The following is a 22,666-nucleotide window of genomic DNA, read 5'->3' as shown; positions in this document are numbered from 1 at the left end:
GAATCGCATTTTGAGAACAAAATAAGAACATCTGCCAAAAAACTCCTGTAACCTGCCGCCTGCCGGCCCTTGCTGCCCGATTTGCCCATGCCCCATCGCCGCATTCTGTCGCTGTGGTTTCCGCGCCTTGGCGCCGAACGCATTTTGCGGGCGGAGCGCGGCGGTATTGCCGGGCCGCTGGCCGTCGTTGAGGAAGTCTCCAACACTCAGGTTATTTCCGCGTTAAACCTGGCCGCCTCGGCAGAGGGGCTGCAGGCCGGCCAGCCCTTGCGCGATGCCCATGCGATGTGCGCGGGCCTGGTGGTGCGGCCGCGCAACCGGGCGGCGGAGATGGCGTTCCTGGCCGCACTCCGGCGCTGGGCGGGCAAGTTCAGCCCCTGGGTGGCGGAGGCGGGGGAGGACGGGCTTACCATCGACCTCACCGGCTGCGCGCATCTGTTCGGCAGCGAGGCGGCGCTGATGGAGACGGCGGGGCAGGATTGCGCGGAGATGGGGCTAAGCGTGCGGATGGGGCTGGCGGACACCCTGGGCGCGGCCTGGGCGCTGGCGCGCTATGCGGGGGAGGAGGCGGCGCCGGAGCGGTCGGGCGACGCCATCGACCAGGAGGCGCGGGCAACCCGTGCCCGGGCGCAGAAACGCCAGAGCGTCAAGCGCCGCCATTGGACCCGCGGCGGCGCGGCGCCGCAGCTGCAGGCCGCGGTGCCGCAGCTGGGGCGGATTGCGGAAACCGGCCAGGCCTATGGCGCGCTGGCGCCCTTGCCGGTGGCGGCGTTGCGGCTGGACAGCGCCACCGTGGCGCAGCTGAACCGGCTGGGGCTGCGGCGGATCGGCGATCTCTTGGGCCAGCCGCGGGCCAGCCTGGCGCGCCGGTTCGGCCAGGGGCTGGTGCTGCGGCTGGACCAGGCAATGGGCAGCGCGCCGGAGCCGGTCTCGCCCGCGCGCAGCCCGGACCGTTTTGCGGTGCGGCTGACCCTGCCGGAGCCGATCGGGCTGATGGAGGATCTGCTGGCAGGCATCGACCGGATGCTGCCGCGGCTGTGTGCCCGGCTGGAGGCGCGCGGCAAGGGCGCCCGCGTGCTGCGGCTGGAGGCGCACCGCTGCGATCAGGAAATGGAGGCCGTGACCCTGGGCCTGGCCCGTGCCAGCCGCCAGCCTGCCCGCATCCGGCCGCTCTTGGAGATGAAGCTGGAGCAGATCGACGCGGGTTATGGCATCGACATGCTGCGGCTGGAGGTCTTGCAGGCCGAAGCCATTCACGCCGGCACCCCGGCGGGCCATCTGCAGGCAAGTGCCGCGGCGCGGGCGCGGCAGGAGGATGGCGCCGCGCTGGAGGATCTGATCGGCCGGCTGGGCGCGCGGCTGGGGATGGAGGCAATCACCCGCTGCCATCCGGCGGAGAGCCACATTCCGGAAAAAACCTTCACCGTGCAGGCGGCGGCCTGGTCGGAGCCTGCCTCCGGCGATTGGCCCTTGCCGCCGCGCCCGCGGCCGCTGCTGTTGTGGCGGCCTGAGCTGGTCCATGCGCCGGATGTGCCGCAGGTGCCGGAGCAGTTCAGGTGGCGCGGCCGGGACTGGGCGCTGGCAGCGGCGGAAGGCCCGGAGCGGATTGCGCCCGAGTGGTGGCTGGAAGACTCCGAGTGGCGCAGTGGGGTGCGCGATTACTGGGTGGTGGCGACGGGGTGCGGGACGCGGCTGTGGCTGTTCTTTGCCCATGGCGGGGCGCTGTCGCCGGGCTGGTTCTGCCACGGGTCGTTTGCGTGACCGGGCACGCGGAAACGGAGGGATACTTCGGCGCGGGGCGAAGGGTTTTGCTTGGGTGTCCCTGCGCAAACCGCGTAGGGTAGGAGCATGATCACACCGCGTTTCGATATTCTGGGCCAGGCCATCAGCGACGCCAGCCGCACGCAAATGCTGTGCGAGCTGATGGAGGGCCGCGCCTATACCAACAAGGAGCTGGCGGCTGCTGCTGGGGTGACGCCGCAAACCGCCTCGGCGCATTTGCGGCTGCTGCAGGACGCAGGGCTGGTGGTGGCGGAAAAGCGCGGCCGCTGCGTCTATCACCGGCTGGCAGGCGCCGAGGTGGCGCACGCGCTGGAGCAGCTGGCGGCAATTGCGCCTGCCGACAGCCTGCACCGCGCCCAGCAGCGCAAGGCGGGCGGGCTGGCACAGCTGCGCAGCTGCTACGACCACCTGGCAGGCCCGCTGGCGGTGGCGATGACCCGCGCCTTTCTGGACCGCGGCATGCTGGTGGAGGGGCAAGGTGCCTTTCGCGCAGAACCCGCCGGAGAATGGCTGAAACTGGGGGTGGTTCTGCCGGAAAAGACCAGCCGCCAGCCCTTCGTTCGGCCCTGTCTGGACTGGACCGAGCGCAAGCTGCATGTGGCGGGACCAATGGGGCGGCAGATCCTGGAACATGCCTTGGACAGCGGCTGGGTCAAACGGCACCGGCACAAGCGCGGGCTGATGCTGACGGCGCCCGGACGGGTGGCGCTGGAGCAGATTCTGGGTGTGCAGTGCGGGGCACTGGCGGCGGCCTGAGAGGGTCTGAAAAAGGCTCTGATACAGCCGGAAACGCGCTACTTTCGCCTGTGCGCATCCTGCACCACACGAAAAATCGAACGTTAAAACCCTTGATTTGCCGGGGAAACGGCGCAACCTGTTATCTATGAGCTTTGATCAGGTGCAGCCTTTTCCCGGATCTCCCATACCTCAGCAAGTCGCCTTTGACCGCCGGGAACTGTCGGTCATTATGACTCTCTATGGCCGTATGGTGGCCGCCGGGGAGTGGCGCGATTACGGGATTTCTTCCTTGCGTGATCTGGCAGTTTTCTCCGTCTTCCGGCGCACGGCAGAGCATCCGCTCTACCGGATCGAAAAGCGCCCCAAGCTGCGGCTGCGGCAGGGGCAGTATTCGGTGGTCGGCATGGACGGGCATATCCTGAAGCGCGGGGCGGATCTGAAGACCGTGCTGAGGGTGCTGGAGCGCAAGCTGATCCGCTCCGTGGAGTAGCCGCAAGCTTTGCGGCAGGGCGGGGACCGGAAAATTCGAATTTTCCGGCTAAAAATCTTCGCAAGATTTTTGCCGCCGCTGGCGGGCGCAGGGGCCTACGCCAGCCGTTTATGCGAGGTAAGCGGGCCGTCGCCTTGGGCCTGGATACGCTTTATTGCAGCACCGATGGGTTCGATGGCCACCGCCATGTCATGGGCATTGGCATGGATCAGCGTCTCTGCGTCCCGCACCAGGGCGACATGACCCTTCCAGAACAGGAGATCGCCGCGGCTGTAGTCTGCGTCCGGAACGGGCTCGCCCAGTTCCTCCTCCTGCATGTCGCTGTCACCAGGGCAGGGGGTGCCGCATGCCAGCAGCGCGGCCTGCACCAGGCCGGAACAGTCGATGCCAAACCGGCTGTTGCCGCCCCAAAGGTAGGGGGTGCCGAGGAACAGCTCTGCCACCATCACCGGATCATCGGCATGGGCACCCAAGGGCGACAGGTGGCGGGCGGGGATGAAGCCAAGGCTGGTTTCCACGAACCGCCCAGTGAACTGCCCGGTGCCGCCCATCACCTCCACCCGGCTGCCGTGGCTGAGGGCGCTGGTTTCCGGCGATTTGAAATCATCCGCGGAATAGGCGTGGGTGGCCGGGGCGCTGACCCAGTGGGTGGCCTCGAACGGTGTGGTCAAGGCGGAACTGGGAACATAGCCCACGTAGGAATCCTTGGCGGCCTGCAGGAAGGCCCAGCCGCCACAGTCCTCGTAGACCGTGACCGGTTCGCCGTAGACCAGCTGGCGGTCGCGGGCGCCGTCCGGTGTGCGCAGCAGGTCTGCGACGGGCACGCCGATGCGGGCGGCAATGCCGTCAACGCGTTCCAACCCTTCGGGCGCGTGTGTCAGATGGGCGGCGGCGATGCGGTCATTCGCCGGGGTACGGCGGCGGTCAGCCATGGGATCAGAGCTCCAGCATGTCCGGCAGCGCTGTAAACAGCGCGCGGGCACCCTGCAGGGCACCGCCCCTGGGGCGGCCGGGTGCTGCGCTGGGGGTCCAGCCGTAGATGTCGAAATGCATGTAGCGGGTCTTGCCGGCGAAGCGGCGCAGGAACAGGGCGGCGGTGATCGAGCCTGCGAACCCGCCTGAGGGTGCGTTGTCGAGATCGGCAATACCGGGTTCGATCATTGGCTCATAGGGATCGTGGAAGGGCATCCGCCAGACCGGGTCGGCAGTGCGCGCCGCACTTGAGGACAGGGCGGCGGCGTCGGCCTCGTGATCGGTGTAGAAAGGCGACAGGTCCGGGCCGACCGCAACGCGGGCCGCGCCGGTGAGTGTGGCCATGGAGACCAAGAGGTCCGGCGCGCCCTCTGCCGCCAGCGCCAAGGCGTCGGCCAGAACCAAGCGGCCCTCTGCGTCGGTGTTGTTGTTCTCCACCGTCAGCCCCTTGCGCGACATCAGCACGTCGCCGGGGCGGAAGGCGGCGCCAGAGACGGCATTTTCCACCGCCGGGATCAGCACCCGCAGCTGCAGCTTCAGCCCGGCATCCATGATCATCCGGGCGAGGCCCAGCACGTTGGCCGCGCCGCCCATGTCCTTTTTCATCAGCGCCATGCTGTTGCCGGGCTTGAGGTTAAGCCCGCCGGTGTCGAAACAGACGCCCTTGCCCACCAGGGTGAGCTTGGGGCCGGAGCTGCCCCAGCGCAGGTCGATGAGCCGCGGCGCGCGGTCCGAGGCACGGCCGACGGTGTGGATCAGCGGGAAGTTCTGTTCCAGCAGATCCTCGCCCAGCGTAACGGAGATTTCGGCGCCGAACTCCTGTGCCAGCGCCGAGGCAGCAGCTTGCAGTTCTGACGGACCCATGTCGGAAGCGGGTGTGTTGATCAGGTCGCGGGTCAGGCATTCGGCGGCGGCTAGCGATTGAACGGCGGCGGCGTCCACGGCCTCGGGCGCCTGCAGGGCCGCGGTTTCGCCCTTGGCGTCCTTGTAGCGGTCGAATCGGTAGGCCGTCAGCAGCCAGCCCAGCGACTCGCTGGCAGCGGCCTCAGCGGGCAGGCCAGAGGCAATGCGGTAGGTTCCGGCAGGCAGTTTCTGCGCCGCTTCAGCCAGCACGAAACGGCGGCGCGCGCGCTGGGCGGCGCTGCCGTAGCCCGCAAGGGCCAGTTCGATCCCGCCATCGGCATCCGGCACCGTCAGCGCCTGGCCGCAGGCGGCAGTGAAGCCCTGCGCCTTGACCCAGGCCTGAACGCGCTGCGGCTGGCCTGAGAGCCAGCTGTCCAATTCATCGCTTGCAATAACATGCACAGGGCAGGCGTCAGGGCCGGGCGCGGCAAAGACTGGCGGCATCGAAAAAACTCCGGTTGCAATCACTTCTGATGCGCCAGAGTAGCCGCCGCCGCGCGGCCTGCAAGCCCTGCGGGCTGCACAATTGTCAGATCGTCATGTCCTGCTGGTCCCAGACCGCGGTCAGCGAACGTTCGCCCACCCGCATCAGCCGGAACAGGATGGCGGCGACCGCCGGCCCGTCCTCGGCATCAATCGCCTCGGTCACGTCCTTGGCAATTGTTGCCAGCGCGGTCATGCCGATCTGTTCGGCCATTGCAATCAGCGACCGGGCGCTCTTGCGCAGGTTCATCATATCGTTTTGCCGCCACAGACGCTCGCAATGCGTCAGGCGGACCGCCATTTCCTCAATCGCCCGGCACACGACGTCCTCAGCACCGGCCTCGCCGAGCTGTTCATAGAGCGCGGAAAGTTTGTCTGGATCTAATCGCACTGTCTCGGAGTGCATCACTGTCAGTATATTGGCCACCACATTCACCCAATTCTTCATGCCCCCACGGCACGCTGCCCAATGTGGAAGCCAGAAGTTTTCAAAAGGTTTCCGCGGGCGGATCAAATCCCTCGAATTTTGAGACAATGCAGGGTAATACGGCCGGCAACGTGAAATGAACCGAGGATTCGACAATGGAATTTGCCAAGCCTCTCCCGAGCTATCTGGTGACCCGTTATCACGGCTGGAAAGCCACTTCATACGAGGAAAACCAGGGCTGGTACCGCCGTCTGGCGACCGAAGGCCAGCGGCCGCGGGCGATGGTGATCTCCTGCTGCGACAGCCGGGTGCATGTGACCTCGATCTTTGGCGCTGACCAGGGAGAGTTTTTCATTCACCGCAATATCGCCAATCTGGTGCCGCCGTTTGCGCCCGATGGCGACCACCACGGCACCTCGGCGGCGGTGGAATATGCGGTCACCGCGCTGAAGGTCTCGCATCTGATCGTGCTGGGCCATTCGCAGTGCGGCGGCGTGCAGGGCTGCATCGACATGTGCAAGGGCCATGCGCCGCAGCTGGAGGAAAAGACCAGCTTTGTCGGGCGCTGGATGGACATTCTGAAGCCGAAATTCGGCGGGGTTGCGGATATTGACGACCCGGTAGAGCAGGCGCGCCAGTTCGAACGGCAGGCGGTTGTCGCCTCGCTGGAGAACCTGATGACCTTCCCGTTCATCGAATCGGCCGTGAAGGCCGGAGAGCTGAGCCTGCACGGTCTGTGGACCGACATCGGCGAGGGCGGGCTGGAATGCTATGACCCCAAGGCGGGTACCTTCGCCCCGGTCTGAGGTCAGGCCGTTTCCTTGCTGATCCCGAATGCAGCCGCCAGATTGGCGGCTGCTTGCGTATAGCCCCCTGCCGCGCCGTCGATAAAGTGGATGTGATCGTCCTCCACCGGAGAGGGCACGATGCAGGTGACCATGGCAGCGTCCTGTTCGTGCAGTCCGAACTGTACCAGACCGGCCGAGGCGGCCTGTTGCAGTTTCTGGCGAATGCGGCGGCTGATCCCGGGCGTGCAGTCCAGTGTCATCTTGAGCCCGTCGTCGAATTTGCGGAAGTCGGAATGCGCCCGCAGCATCGACAGGTAATGCAGCGTGTCAAATGCGCCCACGCGCCGTTTTCCGGTGAAAACCCAGGCGGCAAAGGCGCAATGGCCTAGCAGATAGAGCTTGCGGAGGAACAACGGAAGCCGGCCGCGGGAGGCCTTGGCCTCAAGCGTCAGACCAGCAGGCGGAAACTGCAGCCGGGGGCCTGCCTCGGGAACGGGGTGGCCGCTGTCCTCGAGCTCTGCCGCCAGATCCAGCACATCAGCGGCGAGCCGGGCAAAGTCCTGCGGGCTGGCGCCGGGGGCGGGCTGGGCCACCACAGACAGGATGATGCCGTGTCGGGCGGGGGTGTTGCTCCAGCGGCAGGAGAGGCCTGCGAGGTCGGGCGGGTCCGCCTGCGGGGCAGGGGCAACCGCAAAGGCGCCGGCCTTCATCTGCGCTTCCGCCCAGGCCAGGCCACCGCCGCTGAACATGGCGAAATCGGCGTGGTCCGACACCGCGTAGCGGGCAACCTGCACATCCAGCCCCTCGGCCCGGATCGCCGAGGCCGGCAGCACTGCGGCGCGCAGGGAGATGCCGTATTCATCTTCGGTCCAGCTGCGCAAGGATCCCAGAACGCGCTGGGCCGTGGCCTGATGGCGGGGCGGCACCGCGAAAGAAGCGCCGTCGCCACCGAAGACATAGGGAAACGCCTCGCCCTTAAGCGCGTTACGCATGGCGGCGATCACTGCGGCGCCGACCATGTTCACGGTCTTGTAGCGGCCTGCCTTCACCAGTCCGGTGGAATTCACGATATCGGTGCAGCAAAGCAGCCAATCGCCGGGCAGCGGCGCAAAGACCGATGGGTCGGAGAGATCGCTGAAATCGCGGACCTTGGGGAGGGTGGCATAGAAAGTGTCCGTCGTCATATGCGTCTTCCCTCTGTGGCACGGTCCCGCGGCCTGCCGTTTCTGTGTAAACAAATTGTGCGCCCGCGCCAAACATGCAAGCTGTACGGCAGTCACGAAAAACTGTGCAGGACTTGGGGGAGAGAAAATGCAGGCAGGATTGATCTTATTGTGCCTGGCCTATGTGCTGAGTCAGTTTTTTCGCGCCTTCCTGGCCGTTTTGTCCGGGGTGCTGGGGCTGGATATCGGTGCTGCGCCGGATGATTTGGCCTTTGCCTCCGGGCTTTGGTTTCTGTCCTTTGCGGCAATGCAGCTGCCGGTAGGCTGGGCGCTGGACCACGTTGGCCCCCGCAAAACGGCGTCGCTGCTGCTGCTGCTGGGCGGCGGCGGCGGTGCGGCGCTGTTTGCCGCTGCTACAGCCCCCTGGCATGTCGGTGCCGCCATGTTCCTGATCGGCATCGGCTGTTCGCCGGTGCTGATGGCGTCCTACTATATCTTCGCCCGCCAGTACCCGCCCGCGCGTTTCGCCACATTGGCGGCGCTGATGCTGGGGGTGGGGTCGGCCGGCAACCTGGTGGCGTCTTACCCGACTGCACTGGCGGTTGATCTGTTCGGCTGGCGCGGCACGCTGGCGGGGCTGGCGGTTGTTTCGGGTATCGTCGCGGCGGGGATTTTCATGACCGTCAGTGATCCGGACAAGCCTGAAGGGGAGCACACGGGATCGGTGCTGGACCTGCTGAAGATGCCGGCGATGTGGGCGATCTTCCCGCTGATGCTGGTGGCCTATGCGCCGTCGGGAGCGCTGCGGGGGCTTTGGATCGGGCCTTACTTAAGCGATGTCTACGGACTCAGCACCCAGGCTGTGGGGCTGGCGACGCTGGTGATGGGGGCAGCGATGATTGCCGGCACCTTTGCCTATGGGCCGCTGGACCGGGTGCTGGGCACCCGCAAGTGGCTGATCCTGGGCGGCAACCTGTTGGGCTGCGCGGCCCTGGGCGGGCTGATCCTGGCCACCGGCGCGCCGGTCTGGATGCCGGTGGTCATGATGGCGGCCGTTGGCTTCTTTGGCGCGTCCTTCCCTGTGATCATGGCGCATGGGCGGGCCTTTGTGCCGCCGCATCTGGCCGGGCGGGGAGTGACGCTGCTGAACCTGTTTGGCATCGGCGGGGTGGGAATCATGCAGTTTGCAACGGGCCGTCTCCACGCAAATCTGGCCGGAGCGGACCCATCCTTGCCCTACACGGGTATTTTCACCTTCTTTTTGGTGCTTCTGGGGCTCGGCTGCGCAATTTATCTGCTCAGCCGCGACAGCATGGACTGATCGGCCCCTTTAAACTTGTCCCCATAGGCAGTATCACTCCCGCGCCGGCCATGGGGCCGGGCAATACTGGAGAAACAGACAAATGGGTTACCGCATCGTCGTCGTTGGCGCCACTGGCAACGTGGGCCGCGAAATGCTGAACATCCTGGCCGAGCGCCAGTTTCCTGTGGATGAGATCGCTGCGCTGGCAAGCCGCAAATCTCTCGGCACTGAAGTCAGCTTTGGCGATAAGACACTCACTACCCAGGATCTGGACACCTTCGATTTCACCGGCTGGGACATGGCGCTGTTTGCCGTCGGCTCCGCCGCGACCAAGGATTACGCGCCCAAGGCCGCTGCGGCGGGCTGCACCGTGATCGACAACTCGTCGCTCTACCGTTACGACCCGGACATCCCGCTGATCGTGCCGGAGGTGAACCCGCAGGCGATCCACGGCTATGCAAAGAAGAACATCATCGCCAACCCCAACTGCTCGACCGCGCAGATGGTTGTGGCGCTGAAGCCGCTGCACGACCGCGCCAAGATCAAGCGCGTTGTGGTCTCGACCTACCAGTCGGTGTCCGGTTCCGGCAAGGACGCGATCGACGAGCTGTGGAACCAGACCAAGGGCGTTTACGTCCCTGGGCAGGAAGTGCAGCCCAAGGTCTACCCCAAGCAGATCGCCTTCAACGTCATTCCGCATATCGACGTCTTCATGGAAGACGGCTCGACCAAGGAAGAATGGAAGATGGTTGCCGAGACCAAGAAGATCGTCGATCCGTCGATCAAGGTCACCGCGACCTGCGTCCGGGTGCCGGTGTTTGTCGGCCACTCCGAATCCGTGAACATCGAGTTCGAGGACTTTCTGGACGAGGACGAGGCCCGCGACATCCTGCGCGAGGCGCCCGGCATCATGGTGATCGACAAGCGCGAGGCCGGCGGCTACGTGACCCCGGTGGAATGCGTTGGCGATTTTGCCACCTTCATCAGCCGCATCCGCCAGGATTCGACCATCGAGAACGGCCTGAACCTGTGGTGTGTCAGCGACAACTTGCGTAAGGGCGCGGCGCTGAACGCGGTGCAGATTGCCGAACTGCTGGGCCGCGAGGTCCTGAAGAAGGGCTGAGGCATATATCCTTTTGGTGAGGGGGGTGCTTCGAAAGAGGCGCCCCCTTTGCTTTTGCGCCCCTGCCGGAGGGCGGCGGCCGGGCCTAACCTGATCCTGAAATTATGAGTGAAGGAGGTGAGGCCATGCTGGCGCAAAAGGAATTTCCCGCAAATGTCATGAACCAGAACGCTGCCCCGGCGCAGACCGCCTGGGCCAGCGCACGTATCCACAAGCGGCTGGATTCGGAGATGGCGGCGCAGCTGCGGATGCTGCTGGCGGGGATCTTTCATTCCGCCCAAAGCTGGCTGGAGCTGCGCAAGGGGCTGAAGCAGCACGGGTTTTACCTGCGCCGGAAAGGGCTGCGCCTGCTGCTCTGCGATATGCACAGCCATGTGGAGATCTGCTCTTGCCGGTTTCTGGGGTTTCCTGCGGCAGTGCTGGAACAGCGTTTGGGCAGCCTTCTGCCGCGGGCCTGAGGCAGGCAACGGCCGGGCTGGCCGGACCTCCCTGACGGGGGTAGCATGGCATCAGGCGGGACCACCGCCGTGATTTTTGATTGAGAGATGCCAATGCGATTTTCTTTGATGGCTTTTGCCTTTTCTTCAATTGCCGCGGCGGCGGCTGCGGACACTATCCCCGTCAGCAGCACGGTGTCGGAGGTGACGCTGTATCCCGGGCTGGCGGAAGTCACCCGCAGCGCCGCGCTGACCCTGCCGGAGGGGCGCCACCGGCTAATCCTGCAGAACGTGCCCAGAACGGCTGCGCTGGAGACACTGCAGGTGGAGATCGCCGGCGCCCGCCGCGTCGCCACCCTGCTGCGTGAGAATTACGTGCCGCCGCGCGATGCGGATGACCCTGAGGTCGAGGCCGCCGAGGCGCGGGTGCGCGAAGTCGAGGCGCGGATTGCCGCGGTGCGGGACGAGGCAGCGCAGGCACGCGCCGGGGTGCGGGCGGCGGAGGCCTCAATCGGGTTCCTGCAGCAGCTGGGCACAAACGAAGGTTTGGCTCAGGCGGATGCGGTTGCATTGAGTGAAATTGCCCGGATGATCTCTGCGGAGGCGGCGGGCGCCAGTCAGGCAGCCGTGGCGTCAGAGGCTGAGGCGCGCCGGATCGAGCTGCAGATGCAGGACTTGGAAGAAGAGCTGGCAGAAGCGCAGGCGGCACTGGCGGCGATCACGCTCGAGGATGACGACCGTCTGTACATCGCAGTGGACATCGAGGCGGAGCAGGCGGGTGAGGGCGCCGTCAAGGTGAGCTACTATACCGCGGGCGCGGGAAATATCGGCTGGCAGCCGTCTTATGAGATGCACTTGAATACCGTGACGGAGCAGCAGGTGATCCTGAAGCGTGCGGTGATGCTGGTGCAGGATACCGGCGAGAACTGGCAGGATGTGGCGCTGACACTGTCGACAGCGGTGCCCGGTGAGCAGGGCAGCCCGTCTGCGTTGCGCCCCTGGCTGCGCCGGATTGAGGAGCCGCAGCCGCCGCGGGCGCTGAAATCCATGGGGCAGGATGTGGCGGAACTGTCCGCGCTGGCGGAGCCGGTGCTGGAGGCGCCTGCCGTCTTTGAAGAAACCCGGGGCGGCTGGGGCGCGGATCTGGGCGGTGCCGCGGCGACTTACCGGTTCGGGTTGCCGGTGTCGATTGCCTCCGGCGCCGATCTGCTGCGGTTGGAAATGGACAGCCTGACGGCGGAGGCAAAGGTGCAGGCGGTGGCAGTGCCGTCGCGGGATGAGACCGCCTATAGAGTGTCGACCTTCACCAACAGTTTCGGCGAGCAGCTGCTGGCCTCGGATGAGGTGCCGCGGTTTGTCGATGGCAAGCTGGTCACGGTGGAGGACTTCGCCGGGCTGGCGCCGGGGGCGGAGATGGACGCAGGGTTCGGCCCCATCGAAGGGCTTCAGTTGCGCCGCGACGTGCTGGGGCAGAGCGAGGGTGAGCAGGGGCTGATCTCACGCAGCAACGCGCAGGTGCAGAAGGTGGAGATCACGGTGGAGAACCTGACTGCGCAGGAGTGGGTGGTGCGGGTTCTGGACCGGGTGCCTTATTCGCAGCAGGACGATCTGGAAATTGAGTGGAGCGCCACGCCGCGGCCCACGAAGGAAAACGTCGAGAAGCAGCGCGGCATTCTGGCCTGGGATCTGGAGCTGGGTGCTGGCGAGAGTGAAACCATCCAATTGGATACCACGCTCAGCTGGCCCGAGGGCATGGTGCTGCGCTGACGCTGGTTTGGTGTCAGGCAACGGACAGGTGGCTCCCGCCCGTCGTCAGGCATTGAAAATACCTTCCTCCCGTTGGGCGTGGCACCGCGCTTGGCGCGGTGCCACGCCCAAGACAGCTGCCGCTGCGCTGGCAAAGCCGGAGCAGCGGGCAGGCGCGGGAGTGCTTCCTTTGCGATGTACGGCAGGCGGTTAGTCTGCCTTCCACTTGGCCGCTAAATCACGGGCGTTGCGGGCAAGCACCATGACGTCGATGCCGACCGCCAGGAACTGCGCGCCCATGTCCGCATAGGCCTGAGTAGCCTCATCCGTGGTGCCGAGGATGCCGGGGGCGATACCAGCCGCCTTGATGCGGGTGATGGCATCAGCAATTGCGGCGCGCACCTCCGGGTGGGCGGAGTTGCCTTGGTGGCCCATGTCGGTGGACAAATCCGCCGGGCCGATGAAGACGCCGTCGATGCCCTCGACCTGCAGAATTTCGTCCAACGCAGCCATCCCGGCGCGGTTTTCCACTTGCACCAGCAGGCAGACCTCCTGATCGGCGGTCTGGATATACTCGGAGACCGTGCCGAACATGGTGGCGCGGGCCGCCGTGGCACCGACGCCGCGCAGGCCCTTGGGCGGGTAGTGGCAGGCGCGGACCAGCTCGCGGGCCTGTTCGGCGCTTTCGACGATCGGCACCAGCACCGTCTGGGCGCCTGCATCCAGCACTTGCTTGATCATCCAAGTCTCCCCCACCGGCACCCGCACCACCGGGTGGCTGGGCGAGGCCGCCAGCGCCATCAGTTGGTCGCGGATCGAGCGGATGTCGTTGGGGGCATGCTCGCCGTCGATCACCAGCCAGTCGAAGCCGCAGGTGCCCATGATCTCGGCGAGCTGACCGTCGGCAAAGCTCATCCAGCAGCCGATCTGGCGTTTGCCCTGTGTTAGAGCCTGTTTAAAGGGGTTCTTGGGCGCGGGCATGGGGGCCTCCTGTCAGGCGAAATTGATGGATACGGAACCGAAGGGGCCGAAATCTGCGGCGGTCTCCGTGCCCGGCGGGCATTCGATGGGGCGGATGAAAGAGCCTGAGAGCACGATATCCCCGGCCTCGATCTGTTGTCCATATTCCGCCATCCGCCGCGCCAGCCACAGGACCGAAGTCACGGGATCGTTCAAAACACCCGCGCCGAGGCCGGTTTCCTCGACTGTGCCGTTGCGGGAGGCGATGGCGCCGACCCAGCGCAGGTCATGCGCGTCCACCGCGTGGCGCTCCGCCCCCAGAACCACGCCGGCATTGGCGGCGTTGTCGCTGATGGTGTCGGTGATGATGCGGGCCTGGCCGGTGGCGGGGTCGGCGCGCAGGATGCGGGTGTCGAGGATCTCCAGCGACGGGGCCACAGAACCCGTTGCGGACAGCACGTCCTCGCGGGTGCACTCGGCACCTGCGAGAGGGGATTTCATAATGAACGCAATCTCCGCCTCCACCCGCGGCTGGATGAAGCGGCCAGCAGGAACGGTGGCGCCGTTTTCAAATGCCATGTCGTCCAAGAGCACGCCGCTGTCGGGAGTGGTGATGTTCAGCGCCTGCTGCATGGCGCGGCTGGTGAGGCCGATTTTCCAGCCGATTTTCTTGGCGCCAGAAGCCAGTTTTTGCCTTATCAGAGCCTGTTGTACCGCGTAAGCATCGTCCAGCGTCATGCCGGGATAGGCCAGGGAAAGCAGGCCGCATTGCTGGCCGGTTTGCTCGGCTTTGAACAGACGGTCAGCGGCTTCCTGATGCTGTTTCGGGGTCATGCCTCTCCCCCGCTGAACTCATCTTCAACCGTGTTGCGTAAGGTTCCGATGCCTTCGACCTCAACCTCGACCACGTCAGCGGGTTTCAGGTACTTCGGCGGATCAAACCGCGCGCCTGCGCCTGTCGGGGTGCCGGTGATGATCACGTCGCCGGGCTGCAGGGTCGTGAAGGTGGAGATATAGGCGATTTCTTCGCGGATCGGGAACATCATGCGGGCCAGGTTGTCATCCTGGCGGATCTCTCCGTTCACACGGGTGACAATGCGGGCCTCATCCAGCTGCGCGGCGTCGGTGAAAGGCACAAGCCAGGGACCGATGGCGCCGGAATTGTCCCAGTTCTTGCCTTGTGTCACGTTGAATTTGGCGTGGCGCACCCAGTCTCGGATGGTGCCCTCGTTTGCCAGCGTCAGGGCCGCGATGTGACCATAGGCGTCTTCGGGCTTGATCCGGCGGCCCGGCTTGCCGATCACCACGGCGACCTCGCCCTCGTAGTCCAGGGTGTGGTTTTCCGGCGGGCGGATCAGCGGGCGCCCAGCACCGGTGAAGGAGCGCGGGAAGCGGGGAAACAGGGACATGTGCTTGGGCTGGGCTGAGCCGTCCTTGTACTCCGCATTGCGGTCCGGGAAGTTGACGCCGACGCAGAGGATCTTTTCCGGGTTGGGGATGGGGATCTCATAAGTGAAATCCGTGTGGGTCACGGGTTGGCCTTCGGCGGCCTGAGCCAGCGCGGCCAGGCCGTCCGCGGCAATCACCTCGCGCAGGGTGGGCCAGTCCGGGAACTGCGGCGACAGGGCTATCATGCCCGCATCTGTGACTGCGCCATAGAAGGATTCGCCGTCGGCGGTGTAGGTGGCAAAGCGCGTCATTACAGGTTCCTTGCGATTTCGGTGATGACGTCGAAGGCCGTCATCACGTCTGCTTCCGTGGTCTCGAATTGACCCGCCTGGAAGCGGATCACCAGCTGGCCGTCGAGGCGGGTCTGGGTCAGGTAAATGCGGCCGTCGCCGTTGATCGCATTGACCAGCCGCAGGTTCAGATCGTCGAGGTCCGCCGCGCCCTCGGGCGCATAGCGGAACGACCAGAGCGACCACATGGGCGCGGAAGTGATTTGAAAATCAGGCTCTAACTTGAGCTTTTCATGCAATTGTTTCGACCACGTGATGTGGTTGCGCAGGCGCTGGCGCAGGCCCTCCAGGCCGTAGGTGCGGATCAGGAACCAGATCTTGAGCGCGCGGAAGCGGCGGCCCAGCGGCACCGACCATTCGGAATAGTTGATGATGCCGTCATGGCCGTGGGTCTTGAGGTATTCCGGGCTGATGGCGAGGGTCTGCACCAGATCATCCGGTTTTTTCAGGAAATGGGCGGAGCAGTCGAACTGCACGCCCAACCATTTGTGCGGGTTGAAGACGATGCTGTCGGCGCGTTCGACGCCGGGCCAGTAGTGGCGGTATTCGGGGCAGATCATCGCGGAGCCGGCCCAGGCGGCGTCCACATGGGTGTAGAGGCCGTATTTTTCCGCGATGTCCAGCACCTGGTTCACCGGGTCGGTTGCGCCAACGCCGGTGCCGCCGACGCAGAGAATGACGCCCGCGGGCTGGTGGCCTGCGGCGAGGTCGGCCTGAATTGCTGCCTCCAGCGCATCGGGGTCCATGCCGCGCCAGTCGCCCTTGATGGGGATGCGGATCAGGTTCTGCTGGCCGATGCCCGCGACCCAGATGGCGCGGTCGATGGAGGTGTGGACTTCGGACGAGCAATAGATGCGCAGCGCTTTCTTGCCGAACAGCCCTTGTTGGTTGCCCTGCCAGTTCAGCGCCTTTTCCCGCATCGTCAGGACGGCTGCGAGGGTGGCGGAGGAGGCGGAGTCCTGGATGACGCCCTGGAACTGGTCCGGCAGGTCCAGCGCCTGGCGCAGCCAGTCCATCATCCGGGTTTCCATCTCGGTCGCCGCTGGAGAGGTCTGCCACAGCATGCATTGCGGCGCGATGGCGGCGGTCAGGAATTCCGCCAGCACCGAGGGCGCGGCGGCGTTGGAGGTGAAATAGGCAAAGAAGCGCGGGTGCTGCCAATGGGTGATGCCGGGCATCACGATGTCCTCGAAATCGCGGAAAATCGCCTCCATCCCCTCGCCATCCTCAGGCGGGGTTTGGGGCAGGGCGTTCAGCACTTCACCGGGCTTGGTTTTGGCGCGCACGGGGCGGTCACCAACGGTCAGGTGGTAGTCCTGGGTCCAATCCGCGACCCGGCGGCCCCATTCGGAGAAATCATCCCATTTCATTTTTCTTACCTTACTTCTACCGGGGCGCGATTGCGCACACCCTCGGGACGGTCGCGATCCTGATGTTTAGGGTGCAATAATCGGCTGCGCGTTCAAGGCGCTGGGTTTCGGAGTGGTGCCTTCAAACACCGAGCCTTCCTCAAACCAGCTGCGCGGCGCCGGGGCGCCCCAAAGGGTCTGGCGCTGCGGGTCGGTGAGCGACCATTTGATCGGCTCCAGATCCGGATCGACGGTCTGGTAGTCAGAGCAGTAGATTTCGATCCGGTGGCCGTCTGGGTCGCGCACATAGAGGAAGAAGGCGTTGGAGATGCCGTGGCGGCCGGGGCCGCGCTCGATGTTATCGACATAACCAGTGGTCGACATCAGGTCCAACAGGTCGATGATATTCAAGGGGTTCGGCACCCAGAAGGCGGTGTGGTGCAGGCGCGGGCCGAGACCATTGGTGAAGGCCACGTCATGAACGCCGCCCTTGCGGTGCATCCAGGCGGCCCAGACCTTGCCGCTCTCGTCATCTTCAGTGAACTCAGTGGTTCGGAAGCCCATCTCGTTATAGAAGGCAATCGCGCCGTCCACATCCGCGCTGAACATGTTGAAATGGTCGATGCGCAGCGGTTTTACCCCGTTATAGAGCCTGTATTTCTGATGGATCGGCTCCAGCCGGTCCATTTTAACGTAGAACTCCAGCGGGATGCCCCAGGGGTCGCGGGTGCGCAGGGTTTTGCCCATGTGCGGGCGCTCCACCCATTCGACGGGTAGGTCCTTGGAAGCGAAGAACTCCGCTGCCTTATCCAGGTCGGGCTCATCATAGAGCTTGAAGCCCAGCACCCCGACCGAGGCCGTGTCCGCCTGCACCAGCACGATGCAGTGGTGGCCGCGTTCCTCCATCGCACGCAGATAGATGCGCTCGCTGTCCTCATGCGTCACCTGCAGGCCGAGGGTATCCACATAGAAGGCGCGGGAGGCGGCGAGGTCGGTCACGGCGTATTCGACGTGGCTGAGCCGCACGATGTTGAAGGGCGGATAGAGGTTCGGGGCGGGGACAGGCATTCGGGGTCTCCTTTTACTGAACCGGGAAGATCACGTTGGTCTGGCCGGTGCCGGAACTGGGGAAATACTCGGTGATCACTTCGCAGGGGGCAGTGTAGCTGTCCCAGCCAAGCGCGCCATACAGCATGGCGGTGTCGTGCATGGAACCTTCGCCGCAGCAGAAGTCGGCGTATTCGCCCAGCATTTTGAGGAAGGTGGCGTGGTCGCCCTTCTGCCACAGCTCTAGCACCCGCAGGTCCATCTGGCGGTTGAACTCGGAACTGATGGTGAAGGTGCCATTGTTGGCGGCATAATCCTTGTTTGCCCAGATCTTGTGGCTGAGCGAGCCGGAGGCGACCAGCAGCACCTTGCTGTCCGAGGCTTCGACCGCCTCGCGGATGGCCTCGCCGATCACCCGGCTTTCGCCGTGATCGTGGACGGTGCACCAGGCGGCGACGGAGACCACCTTGAAATCGCCCTCGCGGCTCATGAAGCGCATCGGCACCAGGGTGCCGTATTCCAGTTCCAGCGAGTCGAGCTGATGCGACAAGGTATAGACGCCCTTGTCCGAGGCCGCCGCCGCGATGGCATCGCCGAGGGTCGGGTTGCCTTCGTACTCATAAGGCAGGTTCTGGATGAACTGGGGGAATTCGTTGGAGGTGAACAGCCCCTTGAACCGGCTATTGGCGTTGATGTGGAAACCTGCGTTGATCACCCAATGGGTGTCGCAGATCACGATGGTATCGGCGCCGAGCTCCTTGGCGCGACGGGCGATTTCCCGGTGGCCGTCGATGGCGGGCTTTCGGGTGCCCTCCAGCCGGCCGGGCTGTTCCGACATCAGCATGGTGGGCACGTGGGTGCATTTGGCGGCGAGAACGATTTCTCCCATGGTCTTCTCCTCAAAGACGGGTTGCGCGTTTCCTTGAGGTCAGGCGCCGAGGCGCGGGATCTTGTGGTGGCCCAGGGCAAAGCCGATGTGTTTCTGTTCCATGTAGAACTCGAAGCTCCAGTCGCCGCCATCGCGGCCGATGCCGCTGGCCTTGACCCCGCCAAAGGGGGTTGGCAGGTGGCGGACGTTTTCCGAGTTCACCCAGATCATCCCGGCCTCCAGATGGTTAGTGAAGCGCAGGGCGCGGGTGAGGTCGTTGGTCCAGACATAGCCGGTGAGGCCGTACTGCGTGTCATTGGCCAATGACAGAGCCTCATCCTCGTCCTTGAAGCGGATCGCGGTGAGGACGGGCCCAAAGATTTCCTCCTGCGCGATGGTCATATCATTGGTGGCATTTGTGAACAGGGTCGGGCGGACAAACCAGCCCTGATCACCTGCGCGGGTGCCGCCGGCGGCGATGGTGGCGCCGTCCTGTTTGGCGGTCTCGAAGTAGGAGGTGACCTTGTCGAAATGCACCTTGTGGATCAGCGGGCCGACCTCTGTGGCGGGGTCCAGCGGGTGGCCGACGCGGATGTTGTTCACGCGTTCGATCAGCTTGGCCTCGAACTCCTCCGCGATGCTCTCCTGCACCAAGAGGCGCGAGGAGGAGGTGCAGCGCTCGCCGTTCAGCGAGTAGATCATGAAGATCGCGGCATCGAGCGCGCGGTCGAGGTCAGCGTCATCGAAGACCACCACTGGGTTCTTGCCGCCGAGCTCGAAATGCACCCGTTTCAGGGTATCGGCGCCCTGTTTCATGATCATCGATCCGGTTTTGGACTCGCCGACAAAGGCAATGGCCTTGATGTCTGGATGCTCGGTGAGGGCCTTGCCGGCATCCTCGCCAAAGCCGTTCACCAGGTTCCAGACACCGGCGGGCAGACCTGCCTCGTGGGCGATTTCGGCCAGGATGCGGGCGGTGAGCGGCGAGAATTCAGCCGGTTTGTGGACCACGGTACAGCCTGCGGCCAGGGCAGGTGCGATCTTCCAGGTCGACAGCATGAAAGGCGTGTTCCACGGGGTGATGACGCCGACCGGGCCGATCGGGACCCGGGTGGTCACGTTCATCAGCGTCGGCGATTGCAGTTGCTGGCCGTCGCGGGCGGAGGTGGCCTTGTCCGCAAAGAAGCGGAAGTTCTCGGCGCCGCGCAGCGCGGCCTTGGACATGAAGCGCAGGGCCTGGCCGGTGTCCCAGCATTCGCAAAGCGCGATTTCCTCGGCGCGTTCGACGATTAGGTCGGCGATGCGGTGCAGGATTTTCTTACGCTCCAGCGCCGGCATGTCGCGCCAGGCGGGGAAGGCCGCCTTGGCGGCCGCTGCCGCGGCGTCGATGTCCTCAGCGCCGCCTTTGGCAACAGAGCAGATCACGCTTTCATCGACGGGTGACGATGTTTCGAAGGTGTTGCTGGAGGCGGCGGGGCGGCTCTCGCCGCCGATCAGGTTCAGGATGCCGGTCTCGCGGAAGCGGGCCAGGTGGCTTTTCAGCGTTTCGATGTTGGTGGTCAGATCGCTCATCACTGGTCCGCCTTTTGCATATGGTCGCGGATGGTGCCGCATTTCGGGGAAAGTTCGGGGTCGATGTTGCGCATCTCCAGCGACAGCGCGATGGAGTGCTGTTGCATGGCCGGCTCAAGGAAGGATTGCGCTGCCTCGAACACCGCCTGGGCTGCGCGTTTGCGGGTGTCCAGGTCACGGCCCGCGCGCAGCCGGATGGAGATGTCGAGATAGCCGTGCCGGTCATCGCCGTCGGCAATGGAGGTGTGATTGGCCGCAAAGGCACGCACCCGGATGCCCGCAAGGGGGAACACGCCGGTGGCTGCCGCTGCCTGCCGCAGATGGCAGCACAGGGCGGCGATGTCGGTGCGCGCCTCCATATTGGCTGAGTAGTCCAGCGTGATGTGCGGCATCTGCGTTACCTCTCCTGAATTACTTAACATGTTTAGCAATTGTGCGGCGATGAGTCAAGCGGAAGAAACCCAAGCGGCAATTGCGTTTAGCCGGAAGCGGGGCGATACTCGGGTATGACCAGGATGATGCCCTCCACCGACCGTTCGCTGCCCATAGCCCTTTTGCGGGCGCGGGAGCGTGTCATGGGGCCGATCCGTGCGCTGCTGAGCGGCGCGGGGCTTACTGAGCAGCAGTGGCGCGTTTTGCGGGTGGTGCAGGAGAGCGGACCGATTGATCCAACCCAGATCGCCGACAAGGCCTGCCTGCTGCTGCCCAGCCTGACGCGGATCCTGCAGAAGCTGGAGGAAAAGCAGCTGATCAGCCGGGAGCGCGACAAAGAAGACCGCCGCCGCCAGGTGGTGCGGATTGCGCCTGCAGGGGAGAAGATCATCACCGACAACCTGGAGGCCAGCCTGGAGCTGATGGAGCAGACCCGCCGGAAGATGGGGGTGGAGCGCTATGAGGCTCTGCTGGATCTGCTAAACGAGCTGGACCAGATCGACCTGCCGGAGTGAGTCGGATTTGCCGCATTTGGCGCGGATGCCGGGGTGCGTGACGCAAATGGACCAGATTATTCAGTTTTGTGGCGGGTCAATGATTTTCATACTATTGTCAAATAAAATCAATTGTCTAACTATGGCTTGAGACTGCATTGCTGCAACCTGTGATGCTGCATCTGCACAGGTGATTTCCCGCCTGTGACGCAAATGGCGCTGCCGATGTCCGAAATCCCTCTGTGATGTGACGCATTTCTCGCTCATTCTGCCGGGGACAGTTGATGAGGACATCATGCGGTACTCCGGCCTGAAAGTGATCAAGGAGGCCCTGACGGGCCACAAGGGATGGCGCCCGACCTGGCGTGATCCGGAACCCAAGAAAAGCTACGATGTGGTGATCATCGGCGGCGGCGGGCACGGGCTGGCGACGGCCTATTACCTGGCCAAAAACCACAACATCACCAATGTCGCGGTGATCGAGAAGGGCTGGATCGGCGGCGGCAACGTGGGCCGCAACACCACCATCATCCGCTCCAACTACCTGCTGGACGGCAACGAGCCGTTTTACGAGCTGTCGCTGAAGCTGTGGGAAGGGCTGGAGCAGGACTTCAACTATAACGCCATGGTCAGCCAGCGCGGCATTCTGAACCTGGTGCATACGGACGCGCAACGCGATGCGGCGCGGCGGCGGGGCAATGCGATGATCCTGAACGGGTCCGACGCGGAGCTGCTGGATACCGATGGCGTGCGGGCGATGTATCCGTTCCTGAACTTCAACGACGCGCGCTTCCCGATCAAGGGCGGCCTGCTGCACCGCCGCGGCGGCACAGTGCGCCATGATGCGGTGGCCTGGGGCTATGCCCGCGGGGCAGACCTGCGCGGCGTGGACATCATCCAGAACTGCGAAGTCACAGGTTTCAAGATCGAAAACGGCAAGTGTCTGGGCGTGGAGACCACCAAGGGTTTCATCGGCGCCAACAAGGTCGCGAGCTGTGTGGCTGGATCTTCCAGCCGGGTGATGGAGAAGGCGGGCATGCGCCTGCCGATCGAGAGCCACGTGCTGCAGGCGTTTGTCTCTGAGGGGCTGAAGCCGGTGCTGGACGGGGTCATCACCTTTGGCGCTGGTCACTTCTATTGCAGCCAGTCGGACAAGGGCGGCCTGGTCTTTGGCGGCGATCTGGACATGTACAACTCCTATGCGCAGCGCGGCAACCTGCCGGTGGTCGAGGACGTGATGGAAGGTGGCATGGCGCTGATCCCGGCGCTGGGCCGGGTGCGGATGCTGCGCAGCTGGGGCGGTATTATGGACATGTCGATGGACGGCTCCCCCTTCATCGACAAGACGCATATCGACGGTCTCTATTTCAACGGCGGCTGGTGCTACGGCGGATTCAAGGCAACCCCGGCCTCGGGCTGGTGCTATGCGCATCTGCTGGCGACCGATACCCCGCACAAGGTGGCAACGGCCTACCGGCTCGACCGGTTCCGCCGCGGCTGCATGATCGACGAAAAGGGCCAGGGCGCCCAGCCGAACCTGCACTGAGGAAAGGAAGACAGCGATGATTATCAACCATCCGATCCTCGGGCCGCGGGATTTCCAGGAGTTCACTTACCTGGGTGATGCGTCCCTGATCGACCGGCCGGACTGGCAGGCTGACAATGCGGCGGATCAGTTCCACGACTACCTGTATCTGCGCGACAACCCGGCGGGCGAACACCGTGAACTGTGGTTCCATGAGCAGGGCGACCGGTCCTGGCTGGTGGTGACCCGCAACACCGTGACCCACGAAATCCTGAATGTCGAACTGGCCCGTGATGTGGCCCGGGCAAGGGGGCGCAGCAAATGA

General features: G+C 64.6%; 23 protein-coding genes. 11 read left to right on the top strand and 12 right to left on the bottom strand.

Annotated elements, in window-relative coordinates:
• Nucleotides 1-87 precede the first annotated feature (87 nt).
• The 3 genes from GC1_RS12190 to GC1_RS12180 all read left to right on the top strand — a co-directional run bounded on the left by GC1_RS12190 (nucleotide 88) and on the right by GC1_RS12180 (nucleotide 3,010).
• Nucleotides 88-1,761, top strand: a complete 1,674-nt coding sequence (locus GC1_RS12190; RefSeq protein ID WP_019294560.1) for a Y-family DNA polymerase — start codon at nucleotides 88-90, stop codon at nucleotides 1,759-1,761.
• An 87-nt stretch (nucleotides 1,762-1,848) separates the two neighbouring features.
• Nucleotides 1,849-2,538, top strand: a complete 690-nt coding sequence (locus GC1_RS12185; protein ID WP_019294559.1) for an ArsR/SmtB family transcription factor — start codon at nucleotides 1,849-1,851, stop codon at nucleotides 2,536-2,538.
• A 127-nt stretch (nucleotides 2,539-2,665) separates the two neighbouring features.
• A complete protein-coding gene (locus tag GC1_RS12180) occupies nucleotides 2,666-3,010 on the top strand; it encodes a DUF2794 domain-containing protein (RefSeq protein WP_029204641.1) in 345 nt (114 codons plus the stop codon).
• Nucleotides 3,011-3,105: 95 nt separating this feature from the next.
• On the opposite strand, the gene GC1_RS12175 is transcribed toward GC1_RS12180, so the two are convergent.
• The 3 genes from GC1_RS12175 to GC1_RS12165 form a co-directional block, all read right to left on the bottom strand.
• A complete protein-coding gene (locus GC1_RS12175; RefSeq protein ID WP_019294557.1) occupies nucleotides 3,106-3,942 on the bottom strand; it encodes a C40 family peptidase in 837 nt (278 codons plus the stop codon).
• A 4-nt stretch (nucleotides 3,943-3,946) separates the two neighbouring features.
• Nucleotides 3,947-5,329 (bottom strand): leucyl aminopeptidase family protein, encoded by a 1,383-nt coding sequence (locus GC1_RS12170; protein ID WP_019294556.1) that lies wholly within the window; start codon nucleotides 5,327-5,329, stop codon nucleotides 3,947-3,949.
• An 85-nt stretch (nucleotides 5,330-5,414) separates the two neighbouring features.
• Complete coding sequence (locus GC1_RS12165; protein ID WP_052254254.1) at nucleotides 5,415-5,774, bottom strand: hypothetical protein; 360 nt, start codon at nucleotides 5,772-5,774, stop codon at nucleotides 5,415-5,417.
• Between the two features lie 176 nt (nucleotides 5,775-5,950).
• Between GC1_RS12165 and GC1_RS12160 the strand changes: the two genes are divergently transcribed.
• Complete coding sequence (locus tag GC1_RS12160) at nucleotides 5,951-6,601, top strand: carbonic anhydrase (protein WP_019294554.1); 651 nt, start codon at nucleotides 5,951-5,953, stop codon at nucleotides 6,599-6,601.
• A gap of 2 nt (nucleotides 6,602-6,603) precedes the next feature.
• Here GC1_RS12160 and GC1_RS12155 read toward each other — a convergent pair whose 3' ends face one another.
• Nucleotides 6,604-7,767, bottom strand: coding sequence for a DUF3095 domain-containing protein (locus GC1_RS12155; RefSeq protein ID WP_019294553.1), 1,164 nt, complete (start codon nucleotides 7,765-7,767; stop codon nucleotides 6,604-6,606).
• 127 nt (nucleotides 7,768-7,894) lie between these two features.
• Between GC1_RS12155 and GC1_RS12150 the strand changes: the two genes are divergently transcribed.
• From GC1_RS12150 to GC1_RS12135, 4 genes are all read left to right on the top strand, one after another.
• Complete coding sequence (locus GC1_RS12150; protein ID WP_019294552.1) at nucleotides 7,895-9,067, top strand: MFS transporter; 1,173 nt, start codon at nucleotides 7,895-7,897, stop codon at nucleotides 9,065-9,067.
• 82 nt (nucleotides 9,068-9,149) lie between these two features.
• Nucleotides 9,150-10,172: an aspartate-semialdehyde dehydrogenase gene (locus GC1_RS12145; RefSeq protein ID WP_019294551.1), complete on the top strand. Its 1,023-nt coding sequence runs from the start codon at nucleotides 9,150-9,152 to the stop codon at nucleotides 10,170-10,172.
• Between the two features lie 125 nt (nucleotides 10,173-10,297).
• Nucleotides 10,298-10,630, top strand: coding sequence for a hypothetical protein (locus tag GC1_RS12140; RefSeq protein ID WP_019294550.1), 333 nt, complete (start codon nucleotides 10,298-10,300; stop codon nucleotides 10,628-10,630).
• Between the two features lie 93 nt (nucleotides 10,631-10,723).
• Entirely contained in the window at nucleotides 10,724-12,376 is a 1,653-nt protein-coding gene (locus tag GC1_RS12135) for a DUF4139 domain-containing protein (protein WP_029204639.1), read from the top strand.
• 189 nt (nucleotides 12,377-12,565) lie between these two features.
• Here GC1_RS12135 and GC1_RS12130 read toward each other — a convergent pair whose 3' ends face one another.
• From GC1_RS12130 to GC1_RS12095, 8 genes are all read right to left on the bottom strand, one after another.
• Entirely contained in the window at nucleotides 12,566-13,336 is a 771-nt protein-coding gene (locus tag GC1_RS12130) for an aldolase/citrate lyase family protein (protein ID WP_019294548.1), read from the bottom strand.
• Nucleotides 13,337-13,348: 12 nt separating this feature from the next.
• Nucleotides 13,349-14,149 (bottom strand): 2-oxo-hept-4-ene-1,7-dioate hydratase, encoded by an 801-nt coding sequence (hpaH, locus tag GC1_RS12125; protein WP_019294547.1) that lies wholly within the window; start codon nucleotides 14,147-14,149, stop codon nucleotides 13,349-13,351.
• Complete coding sequence (locus GC1_RS12120; RefSeq protein WP_019294546.1) at nucleotides 14,146-15,015, bottom strand: fumarylacetoacetate hydrolase family protein; 870 nt, start codon at nucleotides 15,013-15,015, stop codon at nucleotides 14,146-14,148. Before GC1_RS12120 ends, hpaH begins: the two co-directional genes overlap by 4 nt.
• Nucleotides 15,015-16,424 carry a pyridoxal phosphate-dependent decarboxylase family protein gene (locus GC1_RS12115; protein WP_019294545.1) on the bottom strand — a complete coding sequence of 470 codons (1,410 nt, stop codon included), beginning with the start codon at nucleotides 16,422-16,424 and terminating at the stop codon, nucleotides 15,015-15,017. Before GC1_RS12115 ends, GC1_RS12120 begins: the two co-directional genes overlap by 1 nt.
• Nucleotides 16,425-16,490: 66 nt before the next feature.
• Nucleotides 16,491-17,471: a 3,4-dihydroxyphenylacetate 2,3-dioxygenase gene (gene hpaD, locus GC1_RS12110; protein ID WP_019294544.1), complete on the bottom strand. Its 981-nt coding sequence runs from the start codon at nucleotides 17,469-17,471 to the stop codon at nucleotides 16,491-16,493.
• 13 nt (nucleotides 17,472-17,484) lie between these two features.
• Nucleotides 17,485-18,339: a 3,4-dihydroxyphenylacetate 2,3-dioxygenase gene (gene hpaD / locus GC1_RS12105; protein WP_019294543.1), complete on the bottom strand. Its 855-nt coding sequence runs from the start codon at nucleotides 18,337-18,339 to the stop codon at nucleotides 17,485-17,487.
• Nucleotides 18,340-18,378: 39 nt separating this feature from the next.
• Complete coding sequence (gene hpaE, locus GC1_RS12100) at nucleotides 18,379-19,890, bottom strand: 5-carboxymethyl-2-hydroxymuconate semialdehyde dehydrogenase (protein WP_019294542.1); 1,512 nt, start codon at nucleotides 19,888-19,890, stop codon at nucleotides 18,379-18,381.
• Nucleotides 19,890-20,282: a 5-carboxymethyl-2-hydroxymuconate Delta-isomerase gene (locus GC1_RS12095; protein ID WP_019294541.1), complete on the bottom strand. Its 393-nt coding sequence runs from the start codon at nucleotides 20,280-20,282 to the stop codon at nucleotides 19,890-19,892. Before GC1_RS12095 ends, hpaE begins: the two co-directional genes overlap by 1 nt.
• Nucleotides 20,283-20,396: 114 nt before the next feature.
• Between GC1_RS12095 and hpaR the strand changes: the two genes are divergently transcribed.
• The 3 genes from hpaR to GC1_RS12080 all read left to right on the top strand — a co-directional run bounded on the left by hpaR (nucleotide 20,397) and on the right by GC1_RS12080 (nucleotide 22,666).
• Nucleotides 20,397-20,837 carry a homoprotocatechuate degradation operon regulator HpaR gene (hpaR, locus tag GC1_RS12090; protein ID WP_019294540.1) on the top strand — a complete coding sequence of 147 codons (441 nt, stop codon included), beginning with the start codon at nucleotides 20,397-20,399 and terminating at the stop codon, nucleotides 20,835-20,837.
• Between the two features lie 274 nt (nucleotides 20,838-21,111).
• The gene (locus GC1_RS12085; protein WP_019294539.1) at nucleotides 21,112-22,362 is read left to right on the top strand and encodes a sarcosine oxidase subunit beta family protein; all 1,251 of its coding nucleotides are present in this window, start codon (nucleotides 21,112-21,114) and stop codon (nucleotides 22,360-22,362) included.
• A 16-nt stretch (nucleotides 22,363-22,378) separates the two neighbouring features.
• Nucleotides 22,379-22,666: a sarcosine oxidase subunit delta gene (locus tag GC1_RS12080; RefSeq protein WP_019294538.1), complete on the top strand. Its 288-nt coding sequence runs from the start codon at nucleotides 22,379-22,381 to the stop codon at nucleotides 22,664-22,666.

The organism is Leisingera sp. ANG1 (assembly GCF_000203975.2).
GTDB lineage: Bacteria > Pseudomonadota > Alphaproteobacteria > Rhodobacterales > Rhodobacteraceae > Leisingera.
Note: the sequence above shows the minus strand (reverse complement) of the source record. Positions and strands in the feature narration are given on the sequence as shown.